This is a genomic window from Rhabdobacter roseus (genome assembly GCF_014202275.1).
Classification (GTDB): domain Bacteria; phylum Bacteroidota; class Bacteroidia; order Cytophagales; family Spirosomataceae; genus Rhabdobacter; species Rhabdobacter roseus.
Genome location: NZ_JACHGF010000003.1, coordinates 393458 through 414442 on the forward strand (window position 1 = coordinate 393458; position 20985 = coordinate 414442).

Consider the following 20985-nt stretch of genomic DNA (forward strand, 5'->3'; position numbering starts at 1 on the left):
CCAATAATTAGCAGATTATTAAAAGTATGCCTAACTCTTTTGACTATACAATTGATTTTGAACATACTGACTTCAGAAAGCATCCGCATCTTTATCGGATTGGCGTAGGTGAACAAGGAGTACTTTTAGTAGAACCTTATAAATCTGAGTTGCTGCCTCACTGGCGTTTTCGTACCGAAGCAGAGGCTCGTCATTCGGCGGAGACCATTTATGAATTGTTTGAAAAGTACCTCCTTCACCATGACTTTGTGGGAGCTGACATGGCCCGCAAGTACCTACAGATGGGCTTCACACGTGCCCGTCGCTATGCCAATCATCCGCAAGGGCGCAAGTACGCTAAAGGTACCCTGGGCGCTACCAAAGACCAGCCTTACCCTTACTCAGCCGGAAGTAAAAACAAGGCAAACGCCATCCTTCCTCAGGCCGAGGATGCCACCACCAATGAGAAAGCCCGCGCGGCCCAGGTATTCAAAAAGTACTGGGATCAAGCCAGGGCCCACCCGGAGTATCAGCAGCAGAAGCTCGCTTTCAAAGAAAAGTACTACCATAAAAAAAGCCCGGAATAACCGGGCCGTATCTATTTATAAGGAGGAAGGTACCTGTGTATGCTAGGCGCGCTGAGGCCACGGCTCTACGGGCAAATCCAGCAGGCGTGCTACTTCTTGCTCGGCCTTAGCAAAGTCATGGGCATCGCAAGGCTCGCAATGCAGTGCATCTATTAACGCCACGTTGAATTTTGTCCGCTCAATGGATGGATTAAATTCATAAAGACAAATAATTTTTACGGAGTTTCCCTCTCGCTTAAAATATTGTCCTCCACCCTGGCTACGGAAAAACACTTTTTTTTCTTCCATTTTCTTCAATTTTCAATCGTTCTTAAGTATGTGAATTCTTAATTTAATTATACAACAAGGGATTTTCTAAACGCTCCATCTAGCTCTTTCGTATACTAGCTTGCCCATTGCAGGGAAGAATCGATAGACCTTACTTCGGTCAGCAAGGGCCTAATCTCTTCCTCAAAACGCTTCTGCACAAAGCCCTTGCGCAGGTACCCCGGCAGCTGGTCCAGGAAAAACTGATAGGCGTTTTTCCCCAATGCTTTGGCTACGTAAGCTTCATGAATGGTATTCAGGTATACCACCGTCTCCAGCAAAGACCGGTGAAACAACCTTACATCAATCTCCGCTTCTACGAAGCGCCCGATTTCCCGGTGATTGGCTGAAATCTTCAGCCGGGAGAACAAGTCGAAAAAGGTAGTAGCTCCCAAAGCACGCGCCACAACGTCCCAGTGCTTTCGGCTAAACTTAGCCAGCGGCTGTCCCGTTTGTTTATTGATCTGAGCCGTAGCCGGGTTATCCTGGAGGCGCCGCCTTAAAGCCCGAACCTGAAGCGTACGAGTAGTCCGCAAAAACTGCCCTACCTGGGCTTGTGATTCTTTAGGGCTGTCAACAAGCTCCAGATTAGGCGTTCGGTATCCTTCCGGTAATGCCCGGTAACTATAATGACCCGGGCTGCCAAAGGCCGCAAAACTAACCGGTAGTGGGTACCAACCGCTCGTAACAAGACGCGCCAGCCGGAGCCGCACGGCATTCTCACTCATTACCGTAGCTCCCTGGGCGGCTAAAAAAGCCTTGGCTCCAAAAAGCAAGCAGTAGTAAGCCTGCGGGAATGTCCAGTGCAGGGCATTCTTGAGGTACGACTCATCGCCATTGGCCGCCGTAGTACGAAGAGCGTATTCCGTGTTCCAGCATTGAATCAACATCTTTTTGGCCTGTTCCTTTTGCTCTTGGGACAACTCCGGAGCAAAAGACTTGAAAGTGCCTAGATCCGCTATCGAATGCTGAGCCTGTTGGTGGGCGATATGCCTGTGAATGCCAAAAAAGTGATTGAGAAATACCTGAGCGGGAATGGATTTTCGCCAGAGCTCCTGCTCCTCTTGCTTCGTTGTATCGTGTACTTTTTCCATCGCTTTATTTACGCTTTCGGTGCTATGAAATTATAACATAAATATACTATAAATCATTCGATTATGCACCACAATTATAATATAAATATAGAATAAAATTATAGCCTTCCTGCTTCATTCTGAAGGCAAAGAATTTACCCGGCGAAAACTAGACTTTTCCAAGAAGAAAGGTTTTCTCTTATCCTTCTCTAGGCGGCCTGACCCATCTGTTGTTGGTGAGGCAATGAAAGGCCTAAATGCTCATAGGCTTTTTGGGTTGCTTCGCGTCCCCGGGGCGTACGCTTGAGAAATCCTTCCTGAATCAAATAAGGCTCATAAACCTCCTCAATGGTTTCGGCTTCGTCGCCAATGGCCGTCGCAATGGTACTTAGCCCCACGGGGCCACCTTTGAACTTCTCGATAATAGCCAGCAAGATGCGGTTATCCATGTCGTCGAGCCCGCCTTCGTCTACTTCCAACGCCCGCAGGGTACGCCGTACGATGTCAGCGGTGATGGTACCGTCGCCAAGTACCTGCGCAAAGTCACGGGTACGACGCAGGAGATTGTTGGCAATGCGAGGGGTACCCCGGCTGCGCCCGGCCAGCTCTACCGCTCCCTCGGACTCAATGGGACTACCCAGCAAACCGGCTGACCGGCAAATGATTTTGGTCAGCAGCTCGGGCGAGTAATGCTCCAAACGGGCATTGATCCCAAACCGAGCCCGGAGGGGCGAGGTGAGTAGTCCCGCGCGTGTAGTGGCCCCAATAAGGGTAAACGGGCTCAGGCCTATCTGTACCGTCCGGGCGTTAGGGCCGCTGTCCAGTAGAATATCTATTTTGTAATCTTCCATGGCCGAATACAGGTACTCCTCCACGACCGGATTGAGCCGGTGAATTTCGTCAATGAATAAAACATCTCCCGCCTGAAGGTTGGTGAGGATACCTGCCAGCTCGCTGGGTTTGTCCAGTACGGGGCCGGTGGTGGTCTTGAGGCCCGCGCCCATTTCGTTGGCCAGAATGTTGGAAAGGGTGGTCTTACCCAGGCCCGGCGGGCCGTAGAGTAGCACGTGGTCCAGCGGCTCGGCCCGTTGCCGTGCTGCCCTTACAAATACCTTCATGTTCTCAATTACCTTTTCCTGGCCCGTAAAATCATCAAACGAGAGGGGCCTTAGTGCCCGCTCCAGCTCTACCTCCGCGGGTATGCCTGCTTTGGCCTGCCGAACGATATTTGTGCTCATAGGAATATATAATAGTTGTTTACTTCTTGAATCAAATATACTACTTTTATGTTTAATATTTATTACAAAAAGAGCGATTATAATAAATAAATATTATAATTTTATCCCTTACTACTTTCGCAAACTGACCTACCTGAAATAGCTATGAAAGGAGCGCAAGCCCTGGGGCTTTATATTAAAAGTGAAGTGGCTCGCTGGGGGTACATTACACCCGACTGCTTGGCGCTGATGCGCCGTAGCCACATGAAACGGGCGGATTTTGAAGCGGCAGTCCGGGCGGGCCTGGCTCTTCACGAGCAGAACGCAGGCCGTCGTCGGGCCGCCTAACTTGGGCGAATAAGCAAGGGAGCTGGAGCATTCCGGAGGTGAGCGACGCGTGAGCGTAAGAAGGCCTTGCTTACTTCCAGACTACCCTTTCATAACGCCGGATTTGGTGTTTAGCCAACCTTGGTACGGATTGGCATGGTATTGTTCCAGCCTACTTGAAAACGATTGGATGAAGTAGAAAATGAAAAAAAAAGTATCTCTATGGCTGGTAGTGACCGTAGCCCTGGCTTTGCACGGGTGTAATATTCCTCCCGTTACGCAGTGGTTTCCTACCACACCTCGTGAAATCTACGAACGTGATCTGCGTCGCGCCAAACTGGATAAGACGCCTGCCGGCCAGGCCTGGCTCCGCGCAGGAGAGCGGGTACTGGCTGATTCACTCACCATCCCAATTCCGTTTCGGGAACGCAGCTACTTTGGGGATTCCGTCATGGCGCAGTCGTATGTCTTTACACTTCCGGCGGGTCGGCGGCTATCCGTATCGGCAGATCCGGAAAGTACCGACACGTCGCTGCAAGTATTTGCGGATTTATTTAGAGTGAATGCCCTGGGTAAAACCGAGCGGGTAAGCTACCTGGCTAAGGGCGAAACGAGTATTACGTACGGAGGTGAGAAAGAAGAAAAGTTACTACTAAGGCTCCAAACGGCACTTTTTAACCAGGCTGTGGTAACAATTCAGCTCACCACTACTCCCCTACTGGAATTCCCCGTGGCGGGCCGCAGTGCGGGCGACATCATCAGCTTTTGGGGTGCCGCCCGGGATGGCGGAGGCAGACGACACGAGGGTGTAGATATTCGTGCCAGTAGAGGTACCCCGGTGGTAGCCGCCGCTAACGGATTCATTACCAACGTAGGCACTAATCGGCTCGGTGGTAACGTCATTTCTTTATCCCCGTCGGGTCTTAATATTTCTCTGTACTATGCCCACCTGGATTCGCAGCTGGTGTCGGTAGGCCAACGCGTGAAGACGGGAGACACGCTAGGCACCGTAGGCAATACGGGCAATGCCATTACCACAGCCCCTCATCTTCATTTTGGTATTTACGCGGGTTGGTCGGGTGCTACTGACCCGCTCGTGTACATTAATAACCGGGAGGAAAAACTACCCCAGCTACCTTCCGGTACTCAGTGGCTGGGGGACACGATCCGCCTAAACCGGAAGGATGTACTCTATCATTTCACCAGCCGCAAGGGCGAGATCCGCCCGCTGGAAAAGTACGCCGTAGCCCGGGTCATAGGGCAAGTAGCCAAGGGGTACCGGATTCAGCTGCCCGACGGTACTTTAGGGTACCTGGCCAATCCTGCTTTTCAGCCGATTGCCCGGCAGGTAACGAAACGAAAATTAAACGCGACTCAGGCATTAATACCGGAACCAGGAAGTACCGGCGAGCTGCGCTTGGTGGCTACCAGCGAAACCGTAGAGGTACTTGGCTACCACGACTCTTACGAATTGGTACGTACCCAGGATGGTACTTTGGGCTGGCTACCGGTATCCGCTGAGTTATAACTACCAAAGGGTTTTAAGCCCTGCCTTTTTGAAAGCCCCAAACCGAAGATCCGGCGTGAGCAAAGGTACATTCAGCGCCAGCGCGTGGGCGGCTAACCACAGATCGTAGGTGTTTTCGCCGTTGAGCTGGTGTTGAGTCATCTTTCCGTTTCCGTGAAGGGGAACGGCAATGGTTTGATTAACTGCCTGTAGCTGGGTAAACTCATTCATGGTTTGGGGCGTAATGGGGCTTCCCACCAGCTCGAAGTACTTGGTCAGCTTAGTGAGAAAAGTACCAAAGTCACCTTGCAGTGCGTACTGGCCCATTCTGACTTTTTCGGCCCACTCCCACCAGGATGCGGGACTCACCAGGCATTCGGTATCGGAATCATTCAAGATGAGCAGCGCATTGTGCGATAAACGGGCCGGATCACGCACCAGGTAGTCCAGCGTTGGCGTGTCCAGAAGTACCCGGGGCGGCAAACGGCGCAAGTCCTCGATTGTGCGGTCCGCATAGTAGCGCTCCGACCAGTCTGTCCCCCATACATCAGGGCTTACGTAAGCAATAGCTTGTCTACTCCATTTATGCCAAGAGGCTTCTTTTTTGTCTTTGGTATTTTTTGTTTTTTCTTCAGGCGGCCTGACCATCGTTGTTTTCATACTTTTTTCCTTGGTTTGGGTTTTCATTCACCCGCCAGTGAGGGGGGCAATGCTCGGCCATCCACGCGGGCAACGAATCGGGGGTATACGAAAAGCTCCGGTGCCATTCCTCTAATTTAATACTTTTCCATTCTAAATACGCCGTCATAAGCTGTTGCGGACTGGTAGTATATCCATCAGCTCGCTTGAGGGCGTAAATAATGTCCTTGATACTTTCGCAGGGGTAGTTGTCAAGTAGGTTTTGAGTTTGCTGACGAAGTACCCAGGCTGAGGAGGGGCGATATCCCCACTTATGCTCGTAGCGTAACCAGGCGTACGCCAATAGCTTCTGCGTGGTCTCCGGGCCTAGCTTGTGAAGTACCTCGCGCAGCTTAGGGGCTTCAAAAGCATCCCGTAGCCGTAGGCTGAGCTCGATGGCCCGGTACGCTTCCAGGGCCCGCTCATCGGTATCAGCCAGCATATCTTCCCAGGACATAGGTTGCAGCCAGTGTAGCAACAAATCTTCCGGTCGCCACTTCAAAGGCTTACATATTTCACCTTGTTCAATATTTGTTTTATAATTTAGATCGTTCATAGTTAAATTATTTTTAGCAATAAGCTTGTGTTAATAAACAACGTTTTCCTACTTTTGAAAAAAATAACCAACTCACTTCCATCATGCACCAAACTACCCCTACCCCCACACCAAAAGTCAACGACATTCACGAATGTCTGGAGCACATCATGCAGCAAAAGGGACTTACCGCCTATGCGCTCAGCAAAGAACTTGGGTTTGACAAGCCCGCCAAGCTGTACACGATTCTTCGTCGTAAAACCAAGCCCAGCTACGAAACCCTGGTCAGTATCCTTACCCGTTTCGAAGATCTTAACGGAGACTGGCTCCTGCGCGGAAAAGGCGAACCTTTTAAAACGACCCAAACGCATATCGTTAGCCAGAACCCCGATGGAAGTAAGGTGTCCATCACTACCTCCGAGCAGTCCGGTCCATCGACCGAAGCCCTCGTGTTGCGGGAGCGCGCCCACATGCTGGAAAAACAGCTCGGCGATCGCGAGGACACCATTCAACTTCTCAAACAACAAATTATGATTCTGCGGGAAGTGATCCACCGCGAATCCGGCCCTTCTCGCTTTTCCCTCTAAGTCATCAAAAGGGAAGGTCGTGTAGCCTGGGGTAAGCGGGCAGTGCTGGCTCACGCAGTACTTCCTGCAAATCCTCCGCTCCACAGAGCAGCGAAAGGGCATCCAAATTCTCGTCCGTGTCTACGATGATCGTCTGGTAAGATGTTACCAGACGCGTTTGCTGTGCCTCTACTTCTACCAGTTCCACGGTATCAGGATGCACCAGGTAAACTACATTTGTTCCTCTTAAAGCGATCATAGCCTTATCTTTTAAGCCGCCTTGGCGGAGTTAGAAGTACCTAGTGAGTAGTCTTCCAGGGATTCGATGGCGTTGTAATAGGAGCGGGAAATCAGCTTATGCTGAGCGCTGCTGGTCAACGTTTCGCTCCGGTATATGCGACAGTCACGGGTAAATTCGCGCATTTCACGTACCTTCTCTACGAGGGCCGTTTCGTAAGAAAAACGGGCTATGAACCAAGAACGCGTAGGGTCCGACTTACTGAAAACCTTCTCGGGGCGCACCGTCACCAGCACATCACAGAGCGTCTGCCGCTCGTAGAGGATTGGCTCCATCATGCGGTACAGCTCGCTTACGGAGGTGTTATTGAACATGATGGACGACACACAATTCTCGTTATCAATGAAAAAGATCTCCGCCCAAAGTTCACGGACAGTCCGCCCAAAAAGCGTGTCTTCAAAAATGCGGTAAGCAATGGGCTGAAACGAAAAAGCCATCAGCGTACGCCCCTTTTCATCCGTCAGGATACGATCTCCGTACAAATTAAACTGTCCACTCTGTCCGTTAAAACGATACTCACGGGGTCTGCCCTCAAAGTACAGGTACTTGTTCATCACCGCGTTCTCTCCCGTTTCTTCGTCCACTTTCACCAACTGGTAGGGACGAAGGGAAGCCTCTTCGTTTTGATTCGTTGATTCGTCTGCTTTCATCTTTTCTGCTGGTTGGAATTTGTATTTTGGTAAAGTAGGGCCACCGCTGAGAGGCTCATCCCTGCCCGCTCTTGGCCTCATATCCTTATCACAAATATAAAATATAATTATAATATTTCTATCATATAAGTAAATAATTTTTACTTATATGATCAATAATTATTCACCTGCGCGGTGCTTGCTCCAAACATAAAAAAAGACCGCCATCAGGCGGTCTTTTTACTTTCTATATCTAGTACCTTAAAGTACCTTACAATCGTTCAGGCTGATCGTCGTAGCTTTCTTCGTCGAGAGTGTCCCCCTCCAAATCGTCGTCCTCATCCAAGTCGTCCAACAGCTCGTCCATGGACTCTTCATCTTCTTCGTCATCCAAGGGTTCACCCAGCGCGTGGTCGTACATGTCAGAGTGGTTTTTAGTACCCGTTGGAAAGGTACTTTCGCCGGGCTTGATGTCCATAAGCCCCAGGTTAGAGTGCGTTTGCACTATTTCGTCCTGTTCCAGCTGCTGATTTTCTTCGTCGTTTATTCTTTCCTTTTTCATCGTGTTTGAAGTTTTCTATGTGTGTTACGGCTATACGTTGCTCCTATTCCCTCCCGCTTTGGGCTTGCTTCGTCTGCTCCGCTTTTTCGTAGCTTTCCTTCAAATCCTCTCCCTCCGCGGCCCCTTGTCCGGGGCGATCCATGTCTTCGTCGGCCAAGGGGAGCGACGCATCCCATTTACCTTGGGCGGGATCCGTACTGTATCCTTTATGAGGTTGCCCTTTTTCGAGCGCCTGATCGCCCGGCTGGGTACCTTCTACCGTATGGTCCGGCCGTTGCTCATCGGGTGCGTAGGTGGCCGTTTTTGGGGTGTTATCCTCCTCTACGTACTGCGCCATCGTTTCTTCCGTGTTCTCTTTATCTTTTTCTTCCGTGTTCATGGTATTTGCTCCGTTTGTTAAATTCTTGAAGAGCGATTCTAAAAGAATCATTCCTTGACCATGCTCTCCCAGCCTCCAAGCCGGATTCTCTTCCCAAAGTACTTTTACGAAGAGGAAGTAGCCCCCCTACGCTTGCCTACCACCGACCGAAAAAGCCCTACCTTTCGTAGCATCTATTCAAAAAAAGCGGGTTCCCTTATTCAGGGAGCCCGCCAAATACGCAACAGCACGTTGCTTAGCTTATAGGGTACGCTTCACTTCGCGCAACTCGTAGCTTTCAATGATATCGCCTACTTCGATCTCGTTGAAGTTTTTGATGTTCAGACCGCATTCGTAGCCTGACCTCACTTCATTCACATCATCTTTGAAACGCTTCAGCGAGTCTATCTCACCCATGTGAATCACGATACCGTCGCGGATAATCCGTATTTTGTTGTTACGCTTCACAAAACCATCCGTTACGTAACAGCCCGCAATGGTACCTATGCGGCTGATCTTGAACACTTCACGGATCTCAATATTACCCGTAACGAATTCCTCCACCGTCGGTGCCAGCATACCCGTCATGGCGTCTTTGATTTCCTCAATGGCCCGATAGATGACCGAGTAATGCCGGATCTCAATCTGATCCTGCTCAGCCATCCGTTTGGCATTGGGCGACGGACGTACCTGGAACCCTACAATGATGGCGTCGGAAGCAATGGCCAGGTTGACGTCTGACTCTGATATTTGCCCTACCGCTTTGTGAATGATATTCACCTGAATCTCACCCGTAGATAGTTGCAGGAGCGAATCCGACAAAGCTTCTACCGAGCCGTCTACGTCTCCTTTTACGATCAGGTTCAGCTCTTTGAAGCTACCGATCGCCTTCCGGCGTCCGATCTCCTCGAGGGTAATGTGCTTGCGGGTACGCATGTTTTGCTCGCGCAGAATCTGCTCCCGTTTGTTGGCGATGTCACGGGCGTCCCGCTCGTTCTCCATTACGTTGAATTTATCCCCCGCTTGCGGTGCTCCACTCAAGCCCAGCAACTGAACCGGCGTAGAAGGCCCCGCCGTTTTGAGGCGCTTGCCCCGGTAGTCGGTCATGGCTTTTACGCGGCCAAAGTTTGCCCCGGCCAGTACCACATCGCCCATTTTCAGGGTTCCGTTTTGTACCAGGATGGTCGTTACGTAGCCGCGGCCTTTGTCGAGCATGGCTTCTACCACCGTTCCGGAGGCGCGTCGGGACGGATTGGCTTTCAGTTCCAGCAGTTCGGCTTCCAGCAGCACTTTTTCCAGCAGATCGTCGATCCCCAGTCCACTCTTGGAAGAAATTTCCTGAGCCTGGTACTTGCCACCCCAGTCTTCTACCAGGAGGTTCATGTTGGCCAGTTCTTCGCGAATTTTTTCGGTATTGGCCCCGGCCTTATCTACTTTACTAAAAGCAAATACTATAGGTACCCCGGCTACCTGGGCGTGGTTGATCGCCTCGCGGGTTTGGGGCATGACACTGTCGTCCGCCGCAATGACAATAATAACGACGTCTGTTACTTTGGCTCCCCGCGCCCGCATGGCCGTAAAGGCTTCGTGACCAGGGGTATCCAGGAAGGTAACCAGCTTTCCAGTTTTGGTTTTGACGCTATAGGCCCCAATGTGCTGGGTAATGCCCCCCGCTTCACCGCTGGCTACGTTGGCCTCGCGGATATAATCCAGGAGGGACGTTTTACCGTGATCGACGTGCCCCATGATGGTCACAATGGGTGCCCGCTCAATGAGATCATTGGGATCATCGACTTCTTCAACGACCTCGTTTTGTACTTCTTCTTCGGCCGAGATAAACTCCACCGTATAGCCAAACTCATCGGCAATGAAAGTGATGGCTTCGGCATCCAGGCGTTGGTTGATCGAAACGAACATACCCATGTTCAGGCAGACCGAGATTACTTCCTGCACCGTTACCTCCATGAAAGAGGACAGATCGTTCGCCGAAATAAACTCGGTGACGCGCAGTACTTTTCCTTCTTCGTGGCCCGCGTTGTAATCATCCTGATCGGAGCGATCACGGCGGCGACCTCTTCCTCGCGCGCCGCCACGGGTAGTTCCTCCCCCCATGCGCGCCATCGTGGCTTTAATATTGTCGGATACTTCCTTCTCCGATACCTCGTCGCGCCGATCCCGGCGACGACCTCCGCGGGGGGCTGCTTTATCTTTGTTGGCGGCCGTGCCAGCGGCCGGAGCGGGCTTAGCGGCCGGAGTACCTGTTCCCGTTCCCGTTTCCTTGGGCTTGGGTGTGGTCGTGGCTCCCGGTGTTGCCGCAGCATCCGCTTTTACTTCCGTTCCTCCCTCACGAATCCGCTTCCGTTTGCGGCGGCGTTTCTTGTCGGCATTCGCATCACTGCTGGAAGCCACGGGGTCTTTCTTCCGGTTACGATCCGAAGGTAGTTCAATTTTACCCACGACCCGCAGGCCCCGTAGTTGTTCTCCTTTCGCTTCAATAAGGCCGTCGGCTGGTTGTTCTGCGGCTGGTTTTTCCGGAGCAGCTGCTTCCTGCGGCTGAGGTACCTGAGGGCTGGCGCTTACCGGAGCTGGTTGTTCCTTTTGTTCTTTGGCAGGCTCAGTAGCTTCGTCAGCCTTGCCGGGGGTTTCTTTGGCAACCGAAGGTACTTCCGGCGCTTTCGCCTCCACGGATACCTCTACTTGCGGCGAGCGGTCGGCTGCTTTCTCCGGAACAGGTACTTCTTCTTTTGCAGCAGTAGGTGCTTCTTCGCTAGCAGGAGCCGGTACCGGGGGTTCCGGACGTTGTTCGGCTACGGGGGGTACTACCGGCGCGGGTACTTCTTCTGCCTTCGAAGACTTTACGGGTTCCTCTTTTACTATTTCTTTTTCGGTCGACTTCGCGGCCACCGGCACTTCCTCCTTTACTTCGGCAGGCACGTCCTTAGCAGGTACCTCCTTGGGAGCAGCCTCCACCGGTGGAGCTTCCACTTCAGTAGAAGTAGGGACTATCGGTTTTCCGCTGCGAAGATCAATCTTACCCACTACCTTAATACCCGGTAGTCTGGATTCGCTGGAAGACACCGGCTTTTCGGCGGGTTGTTCTTCGTCCGCTTTTTCAGTCGATTTGGGGGGTGGAGTTCTAAAGTACAGTATTTCGTCGAATTCACTTCTGAGCTTTTCTTCCTTCTTTTCTACAACGACTTCCTCTACAGGTTTCCGAGGCTTCAGTTCCGACTGTAGCTCGTCTGACCTGAAATCCTTCGCCAGGAATTCAATTTGCGCAGCGTTAATTTTAGTATTCGGATTGGTTTCCACCTTGAACCCTTTGGCAGACAGATGATCCACAATGGTAGAAATACCTACATTCAGGATCCGTGCCACTTGGCTCAGGCGCATCATTTTATCTTCTGCCATACGTAGCAATTAGTAACAAAGTTTTCTCTTAAGGGTAATCAAATATATATAAAATAGTTCCCTGCGGTTTTTGGGAGCCTACCTGGTAGGCTGGTTTGCCGCAGTTCTTTCGATGGCTACTAATAATGCAATCCGAGGATACGAAGCTAAGCTTTAAATCACTTTACTCAAATTCTTTCCGAAGTACATCCATGATTTCTTCCACCGTATTTTCTTCCAGATCGGTACGCCGTACCAGTTCGTCCCGGCTAAGGGCCAGCACGCTTTTAGCGGTATCCAATCCTATTTTACGCAGTTCCTGAATCATCCACTCGTCGATCTCGTCCGTGAATTCTGACAGATCCACGTCCTCATCGCCGAGCTCTTCCACATCCCGGAATACGTCGATCTCCATGCCTACCAGTCGCCCGGCCAGCTTGATGTTCTGTCCGCCTTTTCCGATGGCCAGCGAAACCTGATCGGGGCGCAGGAAAACGGATACCCGCTTGGTCTCCCGGTCGATTTGCATGGAGCTCACCTTGGCCGGGCTCAGGGCGCGGCTGATGAGCAGTTCGAGGTTATCGGTGTAGTTGATTACGTCGATATTCTCGTTGCCCAGCTCCCGTACAATCGTATGGATACGCGAGCCTTTCATTCCCACGCAGGCTCCCACCGGGTCGATGCGGTCGTCGTACGACTCCACGGCTACCTTGGCGCGATCGCCCGGCTCCCGCACAATCCGGCGTACCGAAATGAGGCCGTCGTATATCTCAGGGATTTCAATTTCAAACAAGCGCTCAAGAAACACCGGCGAGGTCCGCGACAGCGTGATCTTGGGCGTACCGTTCAGCATTTCTACTTTATGAATGACGGCCTTCAGGGAATCTCCCTTCCGGAACCGATCCTTGGATATTTGCTCCGTGCGCGGCAGCGACAGCTCGTTTCCTTCGCTATCAACCACGATCAGTTCGTTCCGAAGCGTCTGGTACACTTCTCCCGTAATCAACTCCCCTACCTGATCCTTGTATTTTTCGTACATCATCTCCTTCTCCAGATCTTTGATCTTCTGGATCAGCGTCTGGCGGGCGGTCTGAACGAGGCGGCGGCCAAAATCAACGAGCTTTACCTCTTCGGCTACTTCTTCCCCTACCTCAAAGTCCGTCTGGATCTTCCGGGCCTCCGAAAGGGGGATTTTGTCATAGTCCCAGATGTCCTCCGACTCGTCGTCCACGATTTCGCGGGTGCGCCACATTTCCAGGTCCCCGTTCTCGGGGTTGATGATTACGTCAAAGTTGTCGTCGGTGCCGTATTTTTTACGGATCATTGTACGAAACACTTCTTCCAAAACGCTGATCATCGTCGGACGATCAATGCTTTTCGAGCGGGCAAACTCTGCAAATGACTCGATTAATATTCCGCTATCCATTGCTTGTTTTTAGGATATTTGCTGATACTAAGTTATAAAATAATCTCGCTGCTTGTTACAACAGGCTTTTTACCACTACTCCTTAAACGATACCTGCACCACGGCTTTGGCGATGTTTTTCCGCTCTATTTCGGGCCGCAGGTTTATTTCGTCCGCCGGTACTTTTGCTTTCTTCTTGGGAGGAGGAAGCTGGAGTACGATGCTGTCTTCCTTTACTTCCTCCAGCTTGCCTACCAACGTCTCGCCCGTGCTCAGGATCACTTTCAGCTCCCGGCCCACATTTTTCTTAAACTGGCGAGGCAGGTACAACGGCTGATCCAGGCCCGGCGAAGATACTTCCAGGGTATAGGCTTCCTGAAAAATTTCCTTTTCTTCCAGCTCGGCGGCCAACCGTCGGCTGATGCGGGCACACTCTTCGATGGTAATCCCCTCGTCGCTGTCCAGCAGGATCTTCACCTTTTGGTTTATCTTGGAAGCAGGCAGACTCAGCGAGACCAAAAAGTACCTTCCTTCCTCCAGGTGGGGTTCTAGTAGAACTTCTATTTGCTCTTGTAATGTCATGAATCCTTGTACCGCAATAAAAAAGGGGATTTTAATCCCCTCGATCATTCAATTAAACCGAAATATGCCGCAAATATAACATTATTTTACAATATGTACAAACCCAGGCCACTTGCCTGACATATTCAATTGCTTCCCTTATTTTTGGTGCCGAAACCCGTTTTTCTGTATGCGCTGGCTCACTGGTACTCTCTATTTCTTTTACGTGCTCTTTGCCTTTTATACGTTGGTCGTCTATGCTTTGTGCTACTGGGTACCTACTTCGCACTGGCTGGCGGGTTTCCTGATGATCTCCTTCCCGCTGGTGCTGGCTGCGCATCTTGGGGCGCTGTTTTTCTGGGCGGTGGTGGATCTCCGGCGCGCCCTGCTCCCCGCCTTTCTGCTGGCTTTGAGCTACCCTTTTTGGGCCCGAACCTTCCAGGTACCTTCTTCCGAACAAGCCGACACGCTTTCCCTGGCGCCGCCTTCGCTTAAGGTACTTAGCTATAATGTGTACCATTTTGGTTCTCAAAATTTTTACCAGGGCACCGATAAAAGTACCCCCGAGCAGCTCCAGCAATGGCTGGCCCGGTCCGGGGCGGATGTCATGTGTTTTCAGGAATTCTACAATATTCCCAAGCGGCCGCCCTTCGACGTCGTTGAGCAGCTCCGGAACGCGGGCTACCGCTACACGGCTTTTCCCAAGTACCCCCTGGAAAGTACCCCCACGACCGTCACGGGCCTGGCGGTTTTCTCCAAGTACCCCATTATAGCCAAGCGCGATACCCTCTTTGGCGACCAAAACGGGTTGATTCAGGTGGATATTCGTTGGCGGCAGGATACCATCCGGCTCATCGACGTCCACCTTTACTCCATGACTCTGAAGCTGGATAAGCTGGCCAACCAGAAAGAGTACCGGGGCGTGAAGCGCGAAACCAGGGGTACTTTGAGTCGGATCCGGACGGGCTTCGTGGAGCGGGCCGACCAGGTCGATTTGCTGGAAGCCTGGATTCGGGAGTCGCCCTACCCGCTGCTGGTCTGTGGTGATTTCAACGAAACCGCCTACAGCTACTCCTACGGCCGGGTACGCCGCCAGCTTACCAACGCCTTCGAGCAGCGGGGGCGGGGCTTTGGTTTTACTTTTAACCAACTCCCTTACTTCATCCGGATCGACCACCAGTACTACGACCCGGCGCACCTTACGCTGACCGATTTCCAAACGCTGCGCCAGGTACCTTATTCCGACCACTACCCGCTGCTGGGTACCTATACGCTCCGTCAACTTCAGGTACCTGAGTAAAGTACTTTATTCGTAAACCCAAACCAACTACCGATGATACGACTCGTTACGCTTGATATGGCCGGTACCACCGTCACCGACCAGCACGAAGTAGAAGCCTGCTTTGCCGAAGCTGCCCGAAAAACGGGACTGGTGGTTAGTGACGACCGCATCCTGGCCATGCAGGGCCTGCACAAGTACTCCGTTTTCCAGACCCTCTGGGAAGAAACGCTGGGAAGTACCACGCACCCCGAGTGGCAAATGCGGGTCGATAAATCCTATAAAGTATTTACGGAGGTACTTGAAAACCACTACCTCACCCACTCCATTACCCCCACCGAAGGCTGCCCGGAACTGTTTGATTTTCTGCACGAACAGGGCATCGCCATTGCCCTCACCACGGGTTTTTACCGCAAAGTGGCCGACATCATTCTGCAACGCCTCGGCTGGCTCAACGGCCTCAATGAGCAGCGCGTAGGAAGTACCTCCTCGCGCATCCAGGCCTCCGTCACCAGCGACGAAGTGGAAAAGGGACGCCCGCACCCGTTCATGATCCAGAAGGCCATGCAGGTACTCGGTGTCCCCGACCCGGCGCAGGTCATCAACGTGGGCGATACGCCTTCCGACATCCAGTCGGGCCGGGCGGCGGGCTGCCGCCTGAGCGTGGCCGTCATCAACGGTACCCACCGCGCCGATCAGCTGGCTCCCCATCAGCCCGACCGGTTGCTGGATTCGCTCTTTGACCTTATTCCTCTTATTCAGGAAATCAACGCAACCCGATGAAATCGTTCGATCTGATTGTGGTAGGTGCCGGTATCTTAGGTACCTCCCACGCGCTGCAAGCCGCCCGCCGGGGGCTGAAGGTACTTTTGCTGGAAAAAGACAACCGCCCCGTAAGCGCTACCGTACGCAACTTTGGGCAGGTTGTGCCCTCCGGCCTGGCCGGGCGCTGGTTTGAGTACGGGCGGCGCGGCGTGCAGCAGTACAAGGCCATCCAGGCGCAGTATGATATTTCGGTGCGCCCCCACGGCTCGGTGTATGTGGCGTCAGACGCCGCCGAGTGGCAGCTGGCGCAGGAGGCGGCGGAGCTCTTTCGGGCCAAAGACTACCCTTGCGTCCTTTTGTCGGCGACCGAGACGCTCGCCAAGTACCCTTTTCTGAAAGTACCCTACGTAAGGGGCGGTATCTTTTTCCCAGACGACGTCAGCGTGGAGCCCGACCGCCTGGTGCACCGGCTCATCGAGTACGCCCAGCAGCAGCACGGCGTCAAGTACCTCTCGCACACGGCCGTGCTCGACTGCCAGCCCTACGCCGACCACGTGGAGGTACTTACTGCCCGGCGCGAGCGTTTTGAGGCGGGCCGCGTGATGGTATGTAGCGGCAGCGAATTTCGCCTGCTGTTCCCAGAGGTATTTGCCCAGAGTGGGCTGGTGGTCAGCAAACTACAAATGCTCCAAACGGCTCCGCTGCCGCAGCTACACATGCAGGGCAACGTCCTGACGGGACTCACGCTCCGGCGGTACGAATCCTTTGAGGAGTGCCCGTCCTTTGCCAGCCTAAGTACCCCCGCGCACTACGAAGAGCTCAAAAAATGGGGTGTCCATATCCTGTTCAAGCAGGCACTGGATGGCTCGGTGATCATCGGCGACTCCCACGAGTACGCCAGCGCCACCCAAACCGACGACCTGGGCTTTGATCTTAAAGAGCCCCTCAATGAGCTGATGCTGGCCGAGGCCGAACGGATCGTGCAGTTTCCGGTGCGGGGCATCGCCCGTAGCTGGGCGGGGTACTACGCCCAGCACCCCGACGAAATCTACGAGCATGACCTCGCCCCCCACCTGCACATCATCACCGGCATTGGCGGCAAGGGCATGACCTCCAGCCTGGGCTATGCCGAAGCCAAGGTAGCGGACTGGCGGTGAGAGGCTTATCCACGCAGTAAAGTACCTATCTTCAGCTTGAAACCAACGATCAAAAGACTATAGTAAGCCATGTTTAAGATGAGGTTAATGATGTACAGTTGCCGTGCCAGCTCCAGGTCGTAGCGCCGGACGAGCTCGATCAATCCCATGACGAAGAAACTCCCGCCGTAGAAAAACAGGACGCCCGTCGCTACCCAAAAGTCGGGGTTGCGGTAGACCGTCCAGGGTTCATCGAGCAAATACATTTCATAAAAGTAAAATAAAGCCCAGGCTACCAGAAAGAAAGCCATTAGCAAAAAACTGTTGGAATTTACTCCCTGAATGGGTTGAAAAAAAATGGTGTTGAGAACACTCAAAACTACGTGCAGCAGAATAGAAACGTAAATAAGTTGCTTAACCCGGCCATTGCGGATGGTAGCCGCAAAATACAGTGCCAGCAGTGCATACTCGATCGGCGTAAAGCCGTGAAATATGCCGTGAGCCACTTTTTTAAGGTGCCACAGATGGTAAAAACCCCAGGCCTCCACCAGCCAGGTAATAGCCACTAGGTACTTCAACCATCTATAAGTGGCGTCTAGTTGCTTCCAATGGTAGAGCGCCGTTCCCAGGCATAAAGTAAGGATCGCTACGTAGAAATATTGAAAAAGCTGAAACATTACTTTTTTAATTACGAATCAGTAGCACAACACTGAGAGCCATGATCATAAGCATATTTATCTTCTAATAATTCGTCATTTTCAAGTAAAGCACTATCCAAAAGCATTATTGTTTGAAATCCATTTCCCGTGTAATTTTTCTTATCTATCCCGAAATATACATTTACCTGATTTCCTTTTAATGTGCTCACCCATTCATTTATAGTAGCTTTGTCATGAGCTACCCCTTTATCCTTAGTAGGATCATAGGGGTGTTCTACCGTTTTCAACCGTTGACTGTAAAATTCTTGGCCTTCCCTTAATGCACTTTGGTAGATTATTTCATTTTTCTTAGGTATAGCTGACGCTAGATAAATACTCGTTACAATTCTGTTTTTTTCATCTACACCCGCTAAGGTAGGCCGTAAATTTTTGTATCCTTTTGACTCACTATCAACTATATAGAAAAATACGCACTTTTTGTACCGGTATAGGTTAAGATCAACAAAAACCGACTTATCAAAGTAAAGTACCCGATTATCTTCTTGATAACCGTGTTTGGTCATTAGAACCTCAAAATTATTCCTGAAGGATAAAAAATCTTCTTTAGTAATGATACTCCCTAATAGAGTAAGGCCTAATTTTTTTTTCTGATTAAGTGTAGCTAATAGCATAAGTAGTTATGGAGTTAGTTATATGAGAGAAAAAGTAAAATTACGCACATTCATACTAGCTTTGCTACGGGAAAAACACCCTTTCTTAACCGCATTTTTACCCCAAAATACCTTTTTACCTGATAAGCAAAAAAAACAAAGCCAAAAGAAATGAGTTTTCATGGAAATCAGTAGCCATTAACCCATCGGCCCGGCTGATTGAAAGTACCCGTTATCCCAAGGTTTTCTATGGATTTTAACTACCAATACCACGCGCTGAACGGCATTCAACTGCACGTAGGCCACCTTGGGGCACCAAAACCGGAGAAGATCCTGCTGTTTCTGCATGGCTTTCCGGAGTTTAGCTACGCCTGGAAAAAACAGGCGGTGTATTTCGCCGAACAAGGCTACCAGGTCGTCGTGCCCGACCAGCGGGGCTACTACCTCAGCAGCAAGCCTGCCGGGATAAAAGCCTATACGCTCGCGACGCTGGTAGAAGACATAGTAGCCCTGATCCGGAGCCTGACGGATAGGCAGGTGATTTTGGTGGGCCACGACTGGGGCGGCGGCGTGGCCTGGGCGCTGGCGCAGCAGCATCCGTCGCTGCTAAAGGGCTTGGTGATCCTGAACATGCCCCATTTGCAGGTCATGAAAAAAAACCTCCGGCACAATCCGAAACAAAGAAAAAAGAGCTGGTACGCGGCTTTTTTTCAGGTACCTTTTCTTCCCGAACTAATTTGCGCCGCTTTTGACTACGCATTGCTGGAACGGAGCCTACGCAAAACGGCCCGCGCCCGTACTTTCACGGCGGAGGATCTGGCGGCCTACAAAAACGCCTGGCGACAGCCGCGGGCGCTGCGGTCGATGATCAACTGGTACCGCGCCTTCCGGCTGAACAAACTACCTACCCATGCTCCCATTGACCTACCCACGCTGATTCTTTGGGGTACTCGCGATACGTTTTTAGGAACTGAGATGGCACAGCAGAGTTTGGAAAAATGTCGCCAGGGAAAGCTGGTCCTGATCGAAGACGCCACGCACTGGCTGCATCACGAGAAGCCGGATCGGGTCAATGAGCTAATCGAGGGATTTTGTATCCATCTTGGCTAAAACTCCTTTTTAATACACCACCACCGGAGCTGCCGCCTTGTACTTTCCCCTAAAGTACCCGTACGAAAACACCGTGAGCAGCAGGTACGCGGCGCTGAGTACGTAGCAACCGTACACAAAAAATTGCTGAAAGCTGATGGTAGCCTGACCGAAGTTTTTGTAGAGCAATACCGCCACGCTACCCAGGTACCCGTACCAGTCGGCCAGGGTCACGATGAAGCCCACCGTGCTCACGTAGCGAAACGACGCCACCAGCCGCTCGAAGTACAGGCCGTTGCAGGGTACGTAGGCCATGTACATCCCTAGGCCCGTGAGCATAAACCAGGCCCCGGCCGAAAGTACCCCCAGCTGAAAAAACCAGGTACTTAGGCCTACCAGCGCGCCGCCCGCCAGCATGAGCCCGTTGATGAGCGTGAAGGCGCGGAAGTTATCAGGTACCCAGCGGAGCCCGGCCATCAGCAGCAGGATCACCAGCGCGATGAGCGTCTCGGTCTGGGCGAAGAGCGCCGGATTTCCCACCGCTACGCTACTCAGGATCTCGGGGGCAAAATTGTCGCGAAAGTCCCGGAAGGCCGACAGCAGCACGTACGAAAGAATGAGCAGGGCTAAGCCCGTGGGGAAAGTACCCAGAAACTGCTGCCGCTCGGCGCGGTTCATGGGCAAGCGCTCGGTGCGGGCTATTTTATCCTCGATCGTGGGTGGGGGTAGTTTGGCCAAGCCGTAGACCGAAAGCACCAGGGGTACCACAAACAGCAGGCCCGTCAGGAAGGGAGCCCACAGCTCCGGAACGCCCTGCTGCATCAGCAGCAGCGCCAGGGTTTTGACCAGCCCCGACGCAAAAATAAACGAGGCCGTCAGGGCCGCTACCAGTACTTCGGTTTGGCGACGGCCTTCCAGAAAGCCCAGCACCGTGCCGTACACCATGCCCAGCGGCAGGCCGTTCAGAAACAGACAAAGAATATTATAAGGAGCGGGAATGACGGCAAAACCCAGCAACGCCAGCTCGGCAAAGGCCACCAGCCCCAGCACGAACCAGGGCCGCTGGTGGGGCTGCATTTCGGAAACGACCTTCACGCCAATGCCTTTCGAAACCGCGTACCCAAGTACCTGCGCCGTAATGAGCCAGATCTTGTAATCGACCCCCAGGAAATCCAGGCCTTCAAACTTGACGGCCGTGATGCCCTTCCGGAAGCCGTACATGCTGGTGTAGGTACAGAAGGCCGCTACCGCTCCCAGCAGCGTTGGCCCCAAAGTACTTAGGTTCTTTTTCAAAGGTACTTGGATGGAGGATTTGATGCGTTTTAAATGTACGCAAAAAAGTAATTCAGGTACCTGGCTCTACGTAAAGAGAACGTTAATTCTTTTTTACCTGCGGCCAAGTACCTTCTGTCAAAGTACCTTAAAAGTA

Annotated in this window: 23 protein-coding genes; 8 read left to right on the plus strand and 15 right to left on the minus strand. The window is 52.0% G+C overall.

The annotated features are described in order from the left end of the window. The first annotated feature begins 26 nt into the window (after positions 1–26). Positions 27–566: a DUF4385 domain-containing protein gene (locus tag HNQ92_RS11475; protein WP_184174160.1), complete on the plus strand. Its 540-nt coding sequence runs from the start codon at positions 27–29 to the stop codon at positions 564–566. Between the two features lie 42 nt (positions 567–608). On the opposite strand, the gene HNQ92_RS11480 is transcribed toward HNQ92_RS11475, so the two are convergent. The 3 genes from HNQ92_RS11480 to ruvB all read right to left on the minus strand — a co-directional run bounded on the left by HNQ92_RS11480 (position 609) and on the right by ruvB (position 3183). Continuing rightward, positions 609–863, minus strand: a complete 255-nt coding sequence (locus HNQ92_RS11480) for a hypothetical protein (protein ID WP_184174161.1) — start codon at positions 861–863, stop codon at positions 609–611. A gap of 86 nt (positions 864–949) precedes the next feature. Then, on the minus strand, positions 950–1966 hold the full coding sequence (locus tag HNQ92_RS11485; protein ID WP_184174162.1) for a hypothetical protein: 1017 nt from the start codon (positions 1964–1966) through the stop codon (positions 950–952). 188 nt (positions 1967–2154) lie between these two features. After that, entirely contained in the window at positions 2155–3183 is a 1029-nt protein-coding gene (gene ruvB, locus HNQ92_RS11490) for a Holliday junction branch migration DNA helicase RuvB (RefSeq protein ID WP_184174163.1), read from the minus strand. 144 nt (positions 3184–3327) lie between these two features. Here ruvB and HNQ92_RS11495 point away from each other — a divergent pair, with 144 nt between their 5' ends. Together HNQ92_RS11495 and HNQ92_RS11500 are read left to right on the plus strand one after the other, a co-directional pair. Then, on the plus strand, positions 3328–3510 hold the full coding sequence (locus HNQ92_RS11495; protein WP_184174164.1) for a hypothetical protein: 183 nt from the start codon (positions 3328–3330) through the stop codon (positions 3508–3510). 181 nt (positions 3511–3691) lie between these two features. After that, positions 3692–5017, plus strand: a complete 1326-nt coding sequence (locus HNQ92_RS11500) for a M23 family metallopeptidase (RefSeq protein WP_184174165.1) — start codon at positions 3692–3694, stop codon at positions 5015–5017. On the opposite strand, the gene HNQ92_RS11505 is transcribed toward HNQ92_RS11500, so the two are convergent. Next, the gene (locus tag HNQ92_RS11505) at positions 5018–5656 is read right to left on the minus strand and encodes a type II toxin-antitoxin system VapC family toxin (RefSeq protein ID WP_184174166.1); all 639 of its coding nucleotides are present in this window, start codon (positions 5654–5656) and stop codon (positions 5018–5020) included. Then, positions 5628–6131 (minus strand): hypothetical protein, encoded by a 504-nt coding sequence (locus HNQ92_RS11510; RefSeq protein ID WP_184174167.1) that lies wholly within the window; start codon positions 6129–6131, stop codon positions 5628–5630. Before HNQ92_RS11510 ends, HNQ92_RS11505 begins: the two co-directional genes overlap by 29 nt. 182 nt (positions 6132–6313) lie before the next feature. On the opposite strand from HNQ92_RS11510, the gene HNQ92_RS11515 reads away from it, so the two are divergent. Continuing rightward, positions 6314–6796 carry a helix-turn-helix transcriptional regulator gene (locus HNQ92_RS11515; RefSeq protein WP_184174168.1) on the plus strand — a complete coding sequence of 161 codons (483 nt, stop codon included), beginning with the start codon at positions 6314–6316 and terminating at the stop codon, positions 6794–6796. A 4-nt stretch (positions 6797–6800) separates the two neighbouring features. Here HNQ92_RS11515 and HNQ92_RS11520 read toward each other — a convergent pair whose 3' ends face one another. From HNQ92_RS11520 to HNQ92_RS11550, 7 genes are all read right to left on the minus strand, one after another. Next, positions 6801–7034: a hypothetical protein gene (locus HNQ92_RS11520; RefSeq protein ID WP_184174169.1), complete on the minus strand. Its 234-nt coding sequence runs from the start codon at positions 7032–7034 to the stop codon at positions 6801–6803. 11 nt (positions 7035–7045) lie between these two features. After that, positions 7046–7723: a hypothetical protein gene (locus HNQ92_RS11525; RefSeq protein WP_184174170.1), complete on the minus strand. Its 678-nt coding sequence runs from the start codon at positions 7721–7723 to the stop codon at positions 7046–7048. 250 nt (positions 7724–7973) lie between these two features. Then, a complete protein-coding gene (locus tag HNQ92_RS11530; RefSeq protein ID WP_184174171.1) occupies positions 7974–8264 on the minus strand; it encodes a hypothetical protein in 291 nt (96 codons plus the stop codon). A 43-nt stretch (positions 8265–8307) separates the two neighbouring features. Next, positions 8308–8643, minus strand: coding sequence for a hypothetical protein (locus HNQ92_RS11535; protein ID WP_184174172.1), 336 nt, complete (start codon positions 8641–8643; stop codon positions 8308–8310). Positions 8644–8883: 240 nt separating this feature from the next. Beyond that, positions 8884–12033 carry a translation initiation factor IF-2 gene (infB, locus tag HNQ92_RS11540; RefSeq protein ID WP_184174173.1) on the minus strand — a complete coding sequence of 1050 codons (3150 nt, stop codon included), beginning with the start codon at positions 12031–12033 and terminating at the stop codon, positions 8884–8886. A gap of 163 nt (positions 12034–12196) precedes the next feature. Beyond that, complete coding sequence (gene nusA, locus HNQ92_RS11545; RefSeq protein WP_184174174.1) at positions 12197–13438, minus strand: transcription termination factor NusA; 1242 nt, start codon at positions 13436–13438, stop codon at positions 12197–12199. A 75-nt stretch (positions 13439–13513) separates the two neighbouring features. Continuing rightward, entirely contained in the window at positions 13514–13999 is a 486-nt protein-coding gene (locus HNQ92_RS11550; protein WP_184174175.1) for a ribosome maturation factor RimP, read from the minus strand. 169 nt (positions 14000–14168) lie between these two features. On the opposite strand from HNQ92_RS11550, the gene HNQ92_RS11555 reads away from it, so the two are divergent. The 3 genes from HNQ92_RS11555 to HNQ92_RS11565 are packed head-to-tail and all read left to right on the plus strand — an operon-like array spanning position 14169 to position 17179. After that, positions 14169–15278 (plus strand): endonuclease/exonuclease/phosphatase family protein, encoded by a 1110-nt coding sequence (locus HNQ92_RS11555; protein WP_184174176.1) that lies wholly within the window; start codon positions 14169–14171, stop codon positions 15276–15278. Between the two features lie 33 nt (positions 15279–15311). Continuing rightward, the gene (locus HNQ92_RS11560) at positions 15312–16040 is read left to right on the plus strand and encodes an HAD family hydrolase (protein WP_184174177.1); all 729 of its coding nucleotides are present in this window, start codon (positions 15312–15314) and stop codon (positions 16038–16040) included. Beyond that, positions 16037–17179 (plus strand): TIGR03364 family FAD-dependent oxidoreductase, encoded by a 1143-nt coding sequence (locus HNQ92_RS11565; RefSeq protein WP_184174178.1) that lies wholly within the window; start codon positions 16037–16039, stop codon positions 17177–17179. The genes HNQ92_RS11560 and HNQ92_RS11565 overlap by 4 nt, the downstream gene beginning before the upstream one ends. A gap of 5 nt (positions 17180–17184) precedes the next feature. Here the strand turns inward: HNQ92_RS11565 and HNQ92_RS11570 are convergent, their stop codons facing one another. Continuing rightward, on the minus strand, positions 17185–17835 hold the full coding sequence (locus HNQ92_RS11570; RefSeq protein WP_184174179.1) for a hypothetical protein: 651 nt from the start codon (positions 17833–17835) through the stop codon (positions 17185–17187). Between the two features lie 11 nt (positions 17836–17846). Further along, positions 17847–18488 (minus strand): hypothetical protein, encoded by a 642-nt coding sequence (locus HNQ92_RS11575; RefSeq protein ID WP_184174180.1) that lies wholly within the window; start codon positions 18486–18488, stop codon positions 17847–17849. A 228-nt stretch (positions 18489–18716) separates the two neighbouring features. On the opposite strand from HNQ92_RS11575, the gene HNQ92_RS11580 reads away from it, so the two are divergent. Continuing rightward, positions 18717–19577, plus strand: coding sequence for an alpha/beta fold hydrolase (locus HNQ92_RS11580; RefSeq protein ID WP_184174181.1), 861 nt, complete (start codon positions 18717–18719; stop codon positions 19575–19577). 9 nt (positions 19578–19586) lie between these two features. Here HNQ92_RS11580 and HNQ92_RS11585 read toward each other — a convergent pair whose 3' ends face one another. Then, complete coding sequence (locus tag HNQ92_RS11585) at positions 19587–20849, minus strand: DUF5690 family protein (RefSeq protein WP_184174182.1); 1263 nt, start codon at positions 20847–20849, stop codon at positions 19587–19589. Positions 20850–20985 lie beyond the last annotated feature (136 nt).

Excerpts from the sequence above, each read along its gene's own strand:
- HNQ92_RS11475 (WP_184174160.1), top strand. The coding sequence starts at position 27 with ATGCCTAACTCTTTTGACTATACAATTGATTTTGAACATACTGACTTC.
- HNQ92_RS11485 (WP_184174162.1), bottom strand. The coding sequence starts at position 1,966 with ATGGAAAAAGTACACGATACAACGAAGCAAGAGGAGCAGGAGCTCTGG.
- ruvB (WP_184174163.1), bottom strand. The coding sequence starts at position 3,183 with ATGAGCACAAATATCGTTCGGCAGGCCAAAGCAGGCATACCCGCGGAG.
- HNQ92_RS11495 (WP_184174164.1), top strand. The coding sequence starts at position 3,328 with ATGAAAGGAGCGCAAGCCCTGGGGCTTTATATTAAAAGTGAAGTGGCT.
- HNQ92_RS11500 (WP_184174165.1), top strand. The coding sequence starts at position 3,692 with ATGAAAAAAAAAGTATCTCTATGGCTGGTAGTGACCGTAGCCCTGGCT.
- HNQ92_RS11505 (WP_184174166.1), bottom strand. The coding sequence starts at position 5,656 with ATGAAAACAACGATGGTCAGGCCGCCTGAAGAAAAAACAAAAAATACC.
- HNQ92_RS11510 (WP_184174167.1), bottom strand. The coding sequence starts at position 6,131 with ATGTCCTGGGAAGATATGCTGGCTGATACCGATGAGCGGGCCCTGGAA.
- HNQ92_RS11515 (WP_184174168.1), top strand. The coding sequence starts at position 6,314 with ATGCACCAAACTACCCCTACCCCCACACCAAAAGTCAACGACATTCAC.
- HNQ92_RS11520 (WP_184174169.1), bottom strand. The coding sequence starts at position 7,034 with ATGATCGCTTTAAGAGGAACAAATGTAGTTTACCTGGTGCATCCTGAT.
- HNQ92_RS11525 (WP_184174170.1), bottom strand. The coding sequence starts at position 7,723 with ATGAAAGCAGACGAATCAACGAATCAAAACGAAGAGGCTTCCCTTCGT.
- HNQ92_RS11530 (WP_184174171.1), bottom strand. The coding sequence starts at position 8,264 with ATGAAAAAGGAAAGAATAAACGACGAAGAAAATCAGCAGCTGGAACAG.
- HNQ92_RS11535 (WP_184174172.1), bottom strand. The coding sequence starts at position 8,643 with ATGAACACGGAAGAAAAAGATAAAGAGAACACGGAAGAAACGATGGCG.
- infB (WP_184174173.1), bottom strand. The coding sequence starts at position 12,033 with ATGGCAGAAGATAAAATGATGCGCCTGAGCCAAGTGGCACGGATCCTG.
- nusA (WP_184174174.1), bottom strand. The coding sequence starts at position 13,438 with ATGGATAGCGGAATATTAATCGAGTCATTTGCAGAGTTTGCCCGCTCG.
- HNQ92_RS11550 (WP_184174175.1), bottom strand. The coding sequence starts at position 13,999 with ATGACATTACAAGAGCAAATAGAAGTTCTACTAGAACCCCACCTGGAG.
- HNQ92_RS11555 (WP_184174176.1), top strand. The coding sequence starts at position 14,169 with ATGCGCTGGCTCACTGGTACTCTCTATTTCTTTTACGTGCTCTTTGCC.
- HNQ92_RS11560 (WP_184174177.1), top strand. The coding sequence starts at position 15,312 with ATGATACGACTCGTTACGCTTGATATGGCCGGTACCACCGTCACCGAC.
- HNQ92_RS11565 (WP_184174178.1), top strand. The coding sequence starts at position 16,037 with ATGAAATCGTTCGATCTGATTGTGGTAGGTGCCGGTATCTTAGGTACC.
- HNQ92_RS11570 (WP_184174179.1), bottom strand. The coding sequence starts at position 17,835 with ATGTTTCAGCTTTTTCAATATTTCTACGTAGCGATCCTTACTTTATGC.
- HNQ92_RS11575 (WP_184174180.1), bottom strand. The coding sequence starts at position 18,488 with ATGCTATTAGCTACACTTAATCAGAAAAAAAAATTAGGCCTTACTCTA.
- HNQ92_RS11580 (WP_184174181.1), top strand. The coding sequence starts at position 18,717 with ATGGATTTTAACTACCAATACCACGCGCTGAACGGCATTCAACTGCAC.